Raw genomic sequence first — 12,585 nt, forward strand, 5'->3', positions numbered from 1 at the left:
TTGTTACCTAGCAGTTCTGCTCACCAACGGGCGGCGTCGAATCACCGGTGCTCTGCCCTTCGATGCGCGGTTCGTCGCGCGTGGTCGGCAGATCGATTTGTGCCGGGCTAAGCACATCGCACGCTTGTTCGCGGGGCGACCCACCACCGGCACACCCACCCAGAACAGCACACACCACCACTACCATGGCCATGTTACGCATGAGGTCACTCCTTGCTGGCTAGTTTCCGTACAAGGTAATGACCGCCCGTAGGAGCCAAGGTTTAGCCGTTCTGCCTTACTTGGCTGCGCGTTGCTGCAACACTTCGACTGCCGGCAGTACCTTGCCCTCGACAAACTCGAGGAAAGCGCCGCCACCGGTAGAGATGTAGGAAATCCGCGACGCCACATCGTACTTGTCGATGGCCGCGAGGGTGTCGCCACCACCGGCAATGGAGAACGCCGGGCTTTCCGCGATGGCCAGGGCCAAGGTCTTGGTACCTTCACCGAACTGATCGAACTCGAACACACCAACCGGACCGTTCCACAGAATGGTCTTCGAGGCCTTGAGCAGCTCGGCGAACTGCGCTGCAGTTTGCGGGCCGATGTCGAGGATCATGTCGTCGTCAGCCACATCGGCCACCGCCTTGACGGTCGCAGTCGCGGCTTCGGAAAACTCCTTGGCGACCACTACGTCCACAGGCAGCGGCACGCTAACCTTGGCGGCGATGGCCTTGGCGGTATCGACCAGATCGGCCTCGTAAAGGGATTTGCCGACCGGATAACCGGCAGCGGCGAGAAAGGTATTGGCGATGCCACCACCGACGATCAGCTGATCGCAGATGCTGCTCAGGCTGTTCAGCACGTCCAGCTTGGTCGACACCTTGGAGCCAGCGACGATCGCCGCCATCGGCTGAGCGGGGGCACCCAGTGCCTTGCCCAGTGCATCCAGCTCGGCAGCCAGCAGCGGGCCGGCAGCGGCGACCTTGGCGAACTTGGCCACGCCATGGGTCGAGCCCTCGGCACGGTGGGCGGTACCGAAGGCATCCATGACGAACACGTCGCACAGGGCGGCGTATTGCTGAGCCAGCTCGTCGGCGTTCTTCTTCTCGCCCTTGTTGAAACGGACGTTCTCGAACAGCACCAGATCACCGGCCTTCAGCTCGACGCCGCCCAGGTAGTCCTTGATCAGCGGTACGTCGCGGCCCAGAGCCTTGCTCAGGTAATCGGCAACCGGCTTGAGGCTGTTCTCTTCGCTGAATTCGCCTTCGGTCGGGCGACCCAGGTGCGAGCAGATCATCACCGCAGCGCCCTTTTCCAGAGCCAGTTTGATGGTCGGCAGGGCCGCGAGGATGCGCGCATCGCTCTTCACCACGCCGTCCTTGACCGGCACATTGAGGTCTTCGCGGATCAGCACGCGCTTACCTTGCAGGTCGAGGTCGGCCATTTTCGTGATGTTTACGGAAGCTGCAGTCATTGAGTCAGTCCTTAACAGGGGCTGGTGAAAGGGGAGCGGCGGCATCGAGAAAATGCACGGCCATGTCGAGCATGCGGTTGGCGAAACCCCATTCGTTGTCGAACCAGGCCAGCAGGTTGACCAGGCGTGGCCCGGAAACTCGCGTCTGACTGCCGTCGACGATCGCCGAGTGGGGATCATGATTGAAGTCGCAACTGGCGTGCGGCAACTCGGTGTACGCCAGCAGACCTTGCAGCGGCCCCTGTTCGGAAGCCTGGCGCAAGATCCGGTTGATCTCTTCGGTGCTGGTGTCACGGGAGGTCTGCAAGGTGATATCCAGGCAGGACACGTTGACCGTCGGCACCCGAATGGCTTTGGCCTGAATTCGCCCGGCAAGTTCCGGAAGCAGCCGTTCGATGCCTCGAGCCAGGCCCGTGGAGACCGGAATCACCGACTGAAAGGCCGAGCGCGTACGGCGCAGATCCTCGTCGTGATAAGCATCGATCACCGGTTGGTCGTTCATCGCCGAGTGAATGGTAGTGATCGAAATGTACTCCAGCCCGATCGCCTCGTTGAGCAACTTGAGCAGCGGCACGCCACAGTTGGTCGTGCACGAGGCATTCGACACCAGGCGCTCGGCACCGGTGAGGCACTGCTGATTGACGCCGTACACCACGGTGGCATCGACATCGCTCTCGCTGGCCATCGGCTGGGACAACAGCACCCGCGGCGCACCCGCGCGCAGAAAACGTTCGGCCTGCTCACGCGTGGTGTACTGCCCCGAACACTCGAGCAGCAGATCGATATCCAGCGCAGCCCAGTCGACACCTTCCGGCTCACGCTCGCGCAGCACGCGCACGCGTTCGCCATTGATATGCAGGCAATCGCCAACCACCTTCACCTCGCCGGGAAAGCGCCCGTGGGTGGAGTCGAAGCGGGTCAGGTACTCGATGCTGGCCTGATCGGCCAGATCGTTGAGCGCGACGATTTCCAGACGCGCAGCGCCAGCACGCTCGTGCAGGGCACGCAGCACGCAACGGCCGATGCGGCCGTAGCCGTTCAGAGCAACGCGATAGGGGCGATGGGACATGGCGATCTCGGAGCGAGTCGATCATGGGGAAGGGACGAACCGCGCAGGCTCGTCCCTTCCTGCGGGGTCAAGCGTCCAGCAGCTCTTCGGCAGTGCCGATGATATTCTCGACGGTGAAACCGAAATGCTCGAACAGCTCACCGGCAGGAGCCGATTCACCGTAGGTTTCCATACCGATGACGCGACCTTCGAGGCCAACGTACTTGTACCAGAAGTCGGCGTGGGCAGCCTCGATGGCGATCCGCGCGGTGACCTGCAGCGGCAGTACAGACTGCTTGTAGCCAGCGTCCTGCTGGTCGAAGACGTTGGTCGACGGCATCGACACCACGCGAACCTTGCGGCCCTGCTCGGTCAGCTTGTCGGCAGCCTGGATGGCCAAACCGACTTCCGAACCGGTGGAGATCAGGATCAGCTCCGGCTCGCCGGCACAGTCCTTCAGCACGTAACCACCGCGGCTGATGGCCGCTTCGGTTTCATGGTCGCGCAGGTTATGCGGCAGGTTCTGGCGCGAGAAGATCAGCGCGCTCGGGCCATCCTTGCGCTCGACCGAGTGTTTCCAGGCCACGGCAGCTTCGACGGTATCCGCCGGGCGCCAGGTATCCAGGTTCGGCGTGGTGCGCAGGCTGGTCAGTTGCTCGACCGGCTGGTGAGTCGGGCCGTCTTCGCCCAAGCCGATGGAGTCGTGAGTGAACACGTAGAGCACGCGCAGCTTCATCAGCGCAGACATGCGTACCGCGTTACGGGCGTATTCCATGAACATCAGGAAGGTCGCGCCGTAAGGCACCAGGCCGCCGTGCAGGGCGACGCCGTTCATGATCGCGCTCATGCCGAATTCACGCACGCCGTAGTACATGTAGTTGCCCGAAGCGTCTTCGGCGACTACCGGCTTGCAGCCCTTCCACAGGGTCAGGTTGGAGCCGGCCAGGTCGGCGGAGCCGCCCAGCAGTTCCGGCAGCAACGGGCCGAAGGCATTCAGGCAATTCTGGCTGGCCTTGCGGCTGGCAATGGTTTCGCCTTTCTCGGCCACGGCGCGGATGAACTCGCTGGCCTTGGCGGAGAAATCGGCAGGCAGCTCGCCGGCCATGCGGCGGATGAACTCGTTGGCCAGTTCCGGGTAAGCAGCGGAATAGGCAGCGAAACGCTGATCCCATTCGGCTTCGGCAGCCAGACCGGCTTCCTTGGCGTCCCACTCGGCATAGATGTCGGCCGGGATTTCGAACGGCGCGTGGCTCCAGTTCAGAGCGGCACGGGTCAGAGCGATTTCGTCATGGCCCAGCGCGGCGCCGTGGGACTCTTCCTTGCCCTGCTTGTTCGGCGAACCGAAGCCGATGATGGTCTTGCAGCAGATCAGGGTTGGCTGCTCGCTCTTGCGAGCGGTGTCGATGGCCATCTTGATCTCTTCGGGATCGTGGCCGTCGACATTGCGGATCACCTGCCAGCCGTAGGCTTCGAAGCGCGCCGGGGTATCGTCGGTGAACCAGCCGTGGACTTCGCCATCGATGGAGATGCCGTTGTCATCGTAGAACGCGATCAGCTTGCCCAAGCCCAGGGTACCGGCCAGCGAGCAGACTTCGTGGCTGATGCCTTCCATCATGCAACCGTCGCCCAGGAAGGCGTAGGTGTGGTGATCGACGATGTTATGGCCATCGCGGTTGAACTGCGCCGCCATGATCTTCTCAGCTAAGGCGAAGCCCACGGCGTTGGCGATGCCCTGGCCGAGCGGGCCGGTGGTGGTCTCGACGCCTGGCGCGTAGCCGTATTCCGGGTGACCCGGGGTGCGGCTGTGCAACTGACGGAAGTTCTTCAGGTCGTCGATGGACAGGTCGTAGCCGGTCAGGTGCAGCAACGAATAGATCAGCATCGAGCCATGGCCGTTGGACAGTACGAAACGGTCACGGTCAGCGAATTTCGGGTTGGCCGGGTTGTGTTTCAGGTAGTCACGCCACAGCACTTCGGCGATGTCCGCCATGCCCATAGGGGCACCCGGGTGGCCGCTGTTGGCTTTTTGCACGGCATCCATGCTCAGAGCACGAATGGCATTGGCACGCTCACGACGGCTGGGCATCGCTAATCTCCTGCGGGTGGCTGCCGTTAGGCAGCGGGGGTCGAAAAAGGCGGCCATTTTCGCCCAGCAGGCACTGCGGGGGCAATGACAGATGGTCGTTAGCCGAACGATTCCCGTGGTTTTCCTGGATAAAAGTGCTCAGCCTCTGGAAGCGAAGCGGTTTATCTCCCGTCGTGAGTAGCCAGGCAAGCGCGCGGCGAAGACCAATATCAAAACTTTTTGATATTGGTCTTGCTGCACAAAAAATCACCGACTAGACTGCGCGGCTTATGACTGTGCGCGCCTCTCAGCTCGACTTCGAGCCCGCCGATGCTCTCTCCGCCCTGTGCAAGGCAGCGGGCGATCCGCTGCGCCTGAATGTTTTGCGCGCACTGGCCAACGATTCGTTCGGCGTACTGGAGCTGGCGCAGATCTTCGCCATTGGCCAGTCCGGCATCAGCCACCACTTGAAGGTGCTGGCCCAGGCCGGCCTGGTGGCGACGCGCCGGGAAGGCAACGCGATTTTCTATCGCCGCGCCCTGGCCCAGATGGAAACTGTTGGCGGTACGCTGCACGGCGCCCTGCTCCAGGAAGTCGATCGGCTGACTCTGCCGCTCGAGGTGCGCGAACGCATCGCCCAGGTGCATCAGCAGCGCGCGGCTGCCAGTCAGGATTTCTTTGCCCGTAGCGCCGAGCGCTTCCAGGCTCAGCAGGATCTGATCGCCGGCCTGCCGCAATACCGCGACAGCGTGCTGGCCCTGCTCGACTCACTGGACTTTCCTGCCAACGCCCGCGCCCTGGAGATCGGCCCCGGCGATGGCAGCTTTCTGCCCGAACTGGCGCGCCGCTTCGGCCAAGTCACCGCACTGGATAACAGCCCGGCTATGCTTGAGCTGGCACGTCTGCGCTGTGAGCACGACGGCCTGGATAACGTGCAGTTGCAACTTGCCGACGCCCTGCTCGACGACTACCCCAGCGCCGACTGCGTAGTGTTGAACATGGTACTGCATCACTTCGCCGCACCGGCTCAGGCCCTGCAGACACTCGCAGGCCGCGTGAACGATGGCGGCAGCCTGTTGATCACAGAACTGTGCAGCCACAACCAAAGTTGGGCCCGGGACACCTGCGGTGATCTCTGGCTAGGCTTCGAACAGGACGACTTGGCCCACTGGGCCGTCGCCGCCGGCCTGACGCAAGGCGAGAGCCTGTATGTCGGCCTGCGCAATGGCTTTCAAATTCAGGTGCGCCATTTCCAGCGCACGCCATCACTCCCGTACGTGGCCGAAAGGCCCTCACTCGCCAGGACAATCGATAGATGAGCGAATACTCCCTGTTTACCTCCGAGTCCGTGTCCGAAGGTCATCCGGACAAGATCGCCGACCAGATTTCCGATGCCGTCCTTGACGCCATCATCACCCAGGACAAACACGCCCGCGTGGCCGTCGAAACACTGGTCAAGACCGGCGTGGCGATCATCGCCGGCGAAGTCACCACCAGCGCCTGGGTCGACCTCGAGCAGATCGTTCGCGACGTGATCTGCAACATCGGCTACACCAGCTCCGACGTCGGCTTTGACGGCGCGACCTGCGGCGTGATGAACATCATTGGCAAGCAGTCCCCGGACATCAACCAAGGTGTCGACCGCGCCAAGCCGGAAGATCAGGGCGCAGGCGACCAGGGCTTGATGTTCGGCTATGCCAGCAACGAAACCGACGTGCTGATGCCTGCGCCGATCCGTTTCTCCCACGCACTGGTTCAGCGACAGGCCGAGGCGCGTAAATCCGGCCTGCTGCCGTGGCTGCGCCCGGACGCCAAGAGCCAGGTCACCTGCCGTTACGAGCATGGCAAAGTGGTGGGCATCGACGCCGTGGTGCTGTCCACTCAGCACAACCCGGATGTCAGCCTGAGCGACCTGCGTGAAGCGGTGATGGAGCTAGTGATCAAGCACAGCCTGCCCGCCGAGCTGCTGCACAAGGACACTCAGTACCACATCAACCCGACCGGCAACTTCGTGATTGGCGGCCCGGTGGGCGACTGTGGCCTGACTGGCCGCAAGATCATCGTCGACAGTTATGGCGGCATGGCTCGCCACGGCGGCGGCGCTTTCTCCGGCAAGGATCCGTCCAAGGTCGACCGCAGCGCGGCTTATGCCGGCCGCTATGTCGCCAAGAACATCGTCGCTGCCGGCCTGGCCGAGCGCTGCGAGATTCAGGTGTCCTACGCCATCGGCGTGGCTCAGCCGACCTCGATCTCGATCAACACCTTTGGCACCAACAAGGTCGCTGAAGAGACCATCATCAAGCTGGTACGCGAGGTGTTCGACCTGCGCCCGTACGCCATCACCAAGATGCTCGACCTGCTGCACCCGATGTACCAGCCGACCGCCGCCTACGGCCACTTCGGGCGCGAGCCACAGCAACTGACCGTCGGCGACGACAGCTTCACCAGCTTCACCTGGGAAAAGACCGACAAGGCTGCAGACCTGCGCGCCGCTGCCGGCCTGTAAGGCCGAGCTGCCCGGCGAGAGCCGGGCAACGGACACAAAAAAGCCTCCGTGGACGCAACGCTCACGGAGGCTTTTTCACACCTGCAAGGCAGATATTCTTATTGCTATTTACCGAACAGCGAGCCCAACCCTTTCAGGGTTTCGGCAGCGGCTGTGATGTTATCAGCCGTGCCGTTGCCTTGCGTTTGCGCGACAGCCTCACCGGACGTGCCGGCATTGGCGCCCAACTGACCGCAACCACCCTCCACCTGAGCGAGAGTGTCGTTGGCCTGCTGGTTGCCAAGCAGGCCGGCCAGTTGTTTGACCTGCGCCAGCTTCTCAGCGTTGGCGGAGAGCTTCTGATCGCACTTGGCCTGCATATCATCAGCCGCCTGTACGAAGGCACTGCCGCATACCAACGAAACAGCACAGAACAAAACGGAAAGACGCATTAGAAGTAGACCCTTGAGTGATGAGACCCGGCAATTGAATCCCGCCGCCGGGCAATTCCATTTGATACGCGGGAAGAAGCGGAACTTTATCATTCACAAATTGTTTCGGCCAAACTTGAAATGGCCAAAATGTCGGCCAGTCGCTACTTACGACCCGCCCGCAGCAGTGCTGTACTGCGTTTGCGGCATGAGCGATATGCGGCTAGCCTGCAGAAATCATTGCCCGAGCAAGGATGCTCCGCCCATGAAACACTGGATCGCTGCCGCCCTTCCCGCCCTGCTGGCCTCACTCGTCCACGCCGACGAATGCCCCAAACAGACAACTGCACACAGCCGCCAACTCAATGAGCTCTCCGCCCAGATAGCCCAATGGGATGACGCCTATCATCGCCAAGGCCGCTCGCTGGTCAGCGATGAACTCTACGATCAAGCCCGCGCCCGTCTGGAGCATTGGCAAGGTTGCCTGGGCGACACGCCCACGGCGAACCCTCTGAACGGCGCGGGCGGCCCAGTGCAGCATCCGGTGACCCAGACGGGCCTGCGCAAGCTGGCGGATGAACACGCCGTGAACCGCTGGATGGCTTCACGTCAGGCCTTGTGGATTCAACCCAAGGTCGATGGCGTCGCGGTCACACTGATCTACCACCGCGGCTATCTGCAGCAAGCGATCAGCCGCGGCGACGGCAACACCGGCCAGGACTGGACATCACGCGCCACACGGATTGCGGCCATTCCCAAGCAGCTCACTGATAACGGCGAAATCGTGCTGCAAGGCGAGCTGTACCTGAAGCGCCCTGCACACGTTCAGGCCAAGCACGGCGGCGCTTTGGCGCGCAGCACGGTCGCTGGACTGATGACCCGAGAGGATTTGCAAGAAGCCCAAGCGAACGACATTGGCCTGTTCGTGTGGGACTGGCCCAATGGCCCGAACGATATGCAGCAACGTCTCGACCGCCTAGCACAGCTGGGTTTTCACGACAGTCGCCACTACAGCCAACCCGTTATTACCGGAGCCGAAGCCCGGCAATGGCGCGAGCACTGGTACCGCACTCCACTGCCATTCGCCACGGACGGCGTGGTTCTGCGCCAAGGCCAGCGCCCATCCGGCGAACGCTGGCGCGCCGAGCCGCCACACTGGGCAGCGGCTTGGAAATACCCGGCCAGCGAGGCCCTGGCGCTGGTCAACGGCGTCGAGTTCAGCATCGGCCGTAGCGGTCGCATCACCCCGCTGCTGCGTCTACACCCAGTGAAACTCGACGACCGCACCATTCGCGTAGTCAGCGCGGGCTCACTGGAACGCTGGCAGCAACTGGATATTCGCCCGGGCGATCAAGTCGCCATCCGCCTTGCCGGGCAAACCATTCCACAACTGAGTAGCGTGGTATTGCAGACAGCAACCCGCCCCAGACTCGACGTCCCGCGCCGCGACGAGTATCACGAGCTGAGCTGCCTGCGAGCCTCCGTCACCTGCACCAGCCAGTTCCACGCCCGCCTCACCTGGCTCAGCGGCAAGCAGGCACTGAACCTGCCCGGAGTCGGTGCGGGCACCTGGGAGAAGTTGCTGCAGGCCGAGCTTATCCACAGCCTGCTCGACTGGTTGGAGCTCAGCGAAGATCAGTTGCTGAGCGTACCGGGCATCGCCCAGAAGAGTGCCAGCACCCTGACCAGCCGTTTCAGCGAGGCCAGGCAACGCCCCTTTACGGACTGGTTGCGCGCACTCGGTACACCTGTGAACCCGGACAGCCTGGCCGCCAATGACTGGGCGCAGCTGCAGCAACGCAGCCTCACCGATTGGCAGAAACTACCAGGGATCGGCCCAACCCGGGCCCTTCAACTGCAGGCATTCTTCCAGCATGAGGAAATCCAGGCGCTTGCCGAACAGCTGCGCCTGGCAGGGGCCAAGGGATTTTGAGCGGGTAGGCTCGCAAGGATGCACAGTGCCCTTGGGCTCAATCCTTGAGCTGATCCTTGATATAAGTGATTTCGGTCTTGCCGTGGGGCGCAGGCTGGCCGTTCTCGTCCAGATTGACGAAGACCATCTTGTCGATGGTCAGGATGCTCTTGCGGGTGATCTTGTTGCGCACTTCACAACGCATGGTGATCGAGGTACGGCCGAACTCGCTGGCGGTGATGCCCAGCTCGATGATGTCGCTCTGCCGGGCCGAGGCGACGAAGTTGATCTCCGAGATCAGCTTGGTCACCACGCGCTGAGTGCCGAGCTGGATGATGGCGTAGATCGCAGCTTCTTCGTCGATCCACTTCAGCAGGCTGCCGCCGAACAGGGTGCCATTGGGGTTGAGGTCTTCGGGCTTTACCCACTTGCGTGTGTGGAAGTTCATCTGCACTCCTTATCCATCGCTATCGTTCGCCCGCCATGATCGCAAAGGCAGGCGGCAGTTGTCGCGGACGCGTTTTCAATGGCATCGATAAAGGCTCGGTATCGGATGCCGCCGATGGCCGATCCAGGACGACGGAAAACCTTGGGCTGGCGCGCCGGCAAGGCTATAATCGCCCGGCTTCATACGCTCGGCACTGCCTGAGTGTTCCCGCCACCTGTCCGAGGGGCGCTGCAGCAAGCCAAGGCTTGTCAGGCTCGGATGGGGCGTTACCCAAAACGCATCAACGGCGCCCAATCGGACTGCGTGAAAACGTAGCGAGCCATGGCCACCAGGCCCGGCATACCGGTTTTCACCTATCTGATCACAGATCAACGATTGGAGAGCTTTTGCATGAGCGCTGCTTTTAATGACTTTAAAGTCGCCGACATTTCCCTGGCCGATTGGGGCCGTAAAGAGCTGATCATCGCCGAATCCGAGATGCCGGCACTGATGGGCCTGCGTCGCAAGTACGCTGCCGAACAACCGCTGAAAGGCGCGAAGATCCTCGGCTGCATCCACATGACCATCCAGACCGGCGTGCTGATCGAGACGCTGACTGCTCTGGGCGCCGAAGTGCGCTGGTCGTCGTGCAACATCTTCTCTACTCAGGATCAGGCCGCTGCCGCCATCGCCGCCGCCGGTATTCCGGTGTTCGCCTGGAAAGGCGAGACCGAAGCCGAGTACGAGTGGTGCATCGAGCAGACCATCCTCAAGGACGGCCAGCCGTGGGACGCCAACATGGTGCTCGACGACGGCGGCGACCTGACTCAGATCCTGCATGACAAGTACCCGCAGGTGCTGACCAACGTCCACGGCGTCACCGAAGAAACCACCACCGGTGTTCACCGCCTGCTCGACATGCTCAAGGCCGGCACCCTGAAAGTCCCGGCGATCAACGTCAACGACGCGGTCACCAAGAGCAAGAACGACAACAAGTACGGCTGCCGTCACAGCCTCAACGACGCCATCAAGCGCGGCACCGACCACCTGCTGTCGGGCAAGCAGGCGCTGGTCATCGGCTACGGCGACGTAGGCAAGGGCTCGGCTGCCTCGCTGCGTCAGGAAGGCATGATCGTCAAGGTTTCCGAGATCGATCCGATCTGCGCCATGCAGGCTTGCATGGACGGCTACGAACTCGTTTCGCCGTACATCGACGGCCGCAATGACGGCACCGACGCCAGCATCGACAAGGCCCTGCTGGGCAAGATCGACCTGATCGTCACCACCACCGGCAACGCCAACGTCTGTGACGCCGGCATGCTCAAGGCGCTGAAAGCCCGTGCCGTGGTCTGCAACATCGGTCACTTCGACAACGAGATCGACACTGCTTTCATGCGCAAGAACTGGGCGTGGGAAGAGGTCAAACCGCAGGTGCATAAGATCCACCGCACTGGCGCAGGCACCTTCGACCCGCGTAATGACGACTACCTGATCCTGCTGGCCGAAGGCCGTCTGGTGAACCTGGGCAACGCCACGGGCCACCCGAGCCGCATCATGGACGGCTCTTTCGCCAACCAGGTTCTCGCCCAGATCTTCCTGTTCGAGCAGAAGTTCGCCGACCTGTCGGCCGAGAAGAAGGCCGAGCGCCTGACCGTCGAAGTACTGCCGAAGAAGCTGGATGAAGAAGTCGCACTGGAAATGGTGAAAGGCTTCGGCGGCGTGGTCACCCAACTGACCACCAAGCAAGCCGAATACATCGGCGTTCCGGTCGAAGGCCCGTTCAAGCCGGACAGCTACCGCTACTAACCCCAGCTACACGCTACACGCTACACGCTGCACGAGGGAGACGACTCCACTTGCAGCGTGTGGCGTGAGGCTTGTCGCTGAGAAGGGAACCTTCTCCATGATCCAGAAAAAAACCAACGTCAGCTTCGAGTTCTTCCCGACGAAGACCGATGCCGGGCACGAAAAACTGCTGAATACCGCGCGCGAGCTGGCCGGCTACAACCCGGACTTCTTCTCCTGCACCTACGGCGCCGGTGGTTCCACCCGTGACCGTACGCTCAATACCGTGCTGCAACTCGATGGCGAAGTGAAGGTGCCCACCGCACCGCACCTGTCGTGCGTCGGCGACAGCAAGGCCGAATTGATCGAGCTGCTCAATCTGTACAAGAGCAACGGCATCACCCGCATCGTCGCCCTGCGTGGCGACCTGCCTTCGGGCATGGGCATGTCCAGCGGTGAACTGCGCCATGCCAATGACCTGGTCGAGCTGATCCGCCAGGAAACCGGTGATCACTTTCATATCGAAGTAGCGGCCTACCCGGAAATGCATCCGCAGGCGCGTAACTTCGAAGACGATATCGCCAACTTCGTGCGCAAGGCCAAGGCCGGCGCAAGCAGTGCGATCACTCAGTACTTCTTCAACGCCGACTGCTACTTCTACTTCGTCGAGCGTGTACGCAAGTTGGGCGTCGACATCCCGGTGATCCCGGGCATCATGCCGATCACCAACTACAGCAAACTGGCACGCTTCTCCGACGCCTGCGGCGCCGAGCTGCCGCGCTGGGTACGCAAGCAACTGGAAGCCTACGGTGACGACACCCAGAGCATCCAGCGCTTCGGTGAAGAGATGATCACCGACATGTGCGAACGCCTGCTCCAGGGCGGTGCACCGGGCCTGCACTTCTACACCCTCAACCAGGCCGCCCCTAGCCTGGCTGTGTGGAAGAATCTGCAAGGCTGATTGCCGGGCCGCGAA

11 protein-coding genes and 1 riboswitch are annotated in these 12,585 nt (G+C 62.1%); of the genes, 5 read left to right on the forward strand and 6 right to left on the reverse strand.

Features of this window, described 5'->3' with window-relative positions; genetic code table 11:
* Positions 1 to 7: 7 nt before the first annotated feature.
* The 4 genes from ACZ3GY_RS17785 to tkt all read right to left on the reverse strand — a co-directional run bounded on the left by ACZ3GY_RS17785 (position 8) and on the right by tkt (position 4,590).
* On the reverse strand, positions 8 to 202 hold the full coding sequence (locus tag ACZ3GY_RS17785) for a hypothetical protein (RefSeq protein WP_463562642.1): 195 nt from the start codon (positions 200 to 202) through the stop codon (positions 8 to 10).
* 75 nt (positions 203 to 277) lie between these two features.
* The gene (locus tag ACZ3GY_RS17790; RefSeq protein ID WP_465911353.1) at positions 278 to 1,456 is read right to left on the reverse strand and encodes a phosphoglycerate kinase; all 1,179 of its coding nucleotides are present in this window, start codon (positions 1,454 to 1,456) and stop codon (positions 278 to 280) included.
* Positions 1,457 to 1,460: 4 nt separating this feature from the next.
* Positions 1,461 to 2,525: an erythrose-4-phosphate dehydrogenase gene (gene epd, locus ACZ3GY_RS17795; protein ID WP_465911354.1), complete on the reverse strand. Its 1,065-nt coding sequence runs from the start codon at positions 2,523 to 2,525 to the stop codon at positions 1,461 to 1,463.
* 67 nt (positions 2,526 to 2,592) lie between these two features.
* Positions 2,593 to 4,590 carry a transketolase gene (tkt, locus tag ACZ3GY_RS17800; RefSeq protein ID WP_463562645.1) on the reverse strand — a complete coding sequence of 666 codons (1,998 nt, stop codon included), beginning with the start codon at positions 4,588 to 4,590 and terminating at the stop codon, positions 2,593 to 2,595.
* A gap of 269 nt (positions 4,591 to 4,859) precedes the next feature.
* Here tkt and ACZ3GY_RS17805 point away from each other — a divergent pair, with 269 nt between their 5' ends.
* On the forward strand, positions 4,860 to 5,888 hold the full coding sequence (locus ACZ3GY_RS17805; RefSeq protein ID WP_463562646.1) for an ArsR/SmtB family transcription factor: 1,029 nt from the start codon (positions 4,860 to 4,862) through the stop codon (positions 5,886 to 5,888).
* Positions 5,885 to 7,075 carry a methionine adenosyltransferase gene (gene metK, locus ACZ3GY_RS17810; RefSeq protein ID WP_463562647.1) on the forward strand — a complete coding sequence of 397 codons (1,191 nt, stop codon included), beginning with the start codon at positions 5,885 to 5,887 and terminating at the stop codon, positions 7,073 to 7,075. The genes ACZ3GY_RS17805 and metK overlap by 4 nt, the downstream gene beginning before the upstream one ends.
* A 104-nt stretch (positions 7,076 to 7,179) precedes the next feature.
* On the opposite strand, the gene ACZ3GY_RS17815 is transcribed toward metK, so the two are convergent.
* Entirely contained in the window at positions 7,180 to 7,434 is a 255-nt protein-coding gene (locus ACZ3GY_RS17815) for a hypothetical protein (RefSeq protein ID WP_465911356.1), read from the reverse strand.
* 316 nt (positions 7,435 to 7,750) lie between these two features.
* On the opposite strand from ACZ3GY_RS17815, the gene ligB reads away from it, so the two are divergent.
* The gene (gene ligB, locus ACZ3GY_RS17820; RefSeq protein WP_465911357.1) at positions 7,751 to 9,418 is read left to right on the forward strand and encodes an NAD-dependent DNA ligase LigB; all 1,668 of its coding nucleotides are present in this window, start codon (positions 7,751 to 7,753) and stop codon (positions 9,416 to 9,418) included.
* Positions 9,419 to 9,455: 37 nt separating this feature from the next.
* Here ligB and ACZ3GY_RS17825 read toward each other — a convergent pair whose 3' ends face one another.
* On the reverse strand, positions 9,456 to 9,845 hold the full coding sequence (locus tag ACZ3GY_RS17825; protein WP_465911358.1) for an acyl-CoA thioesterase: 390 nt from the start codon (positions 9,843 to 9,845) through the stop codon (positions 9,456 to 9,458).
* Between the two features lie 214 nt (positions 9,846 to 10,059).
* Positions 10,060 to 10,144, forward strand: a riboswitch (S-adenosyl-L-homocysteine riboswitch).
* 91 nt (positions 10,145 to 10,235) lie between these two features.
* On the opposite strand from ACZ3GY_RS17825, the gene ahcY reads away from it, so the two are divergent.
* Both ahcY and metF read left to right on the forward strand, forming a co-directional pair.
* The gene (gene ahcY, locus ACZ3GY_RS17830; protein ID WP_465911359.1) at positions 10,236 to 11,630 is read left to right on the forward strand and encodes an adenosylhomocysteinase; all 1,395 of its coding nucleotides are present in this window, start codon (positions 10,236 to 10,238) and stop codon (positions 11,628 to 11,630) included.
* A 97-nt stretch (positions 11,631 to 11,727) separates the two neighbouring features.
* Positions 11,728 to 12,570: a methylenetetrahydrofolate reductase [NAD(P)H] gene (gene metF / locus ACZ3GY_RS17835; RefSeq protein ID WP_465911361.1), complete on the forward strand. Its 843-nt coding sequence runs from the start codon at positions 11,728 to 11,730 to the stop codon at positions 12,568 to 12,570.
* Positions 12,571 to 12,585 lie beyond the last annotated feature (15 nt).

This window comes from Pseudomonas sp. PME37.24/006 (assembly GCF_055556635.1).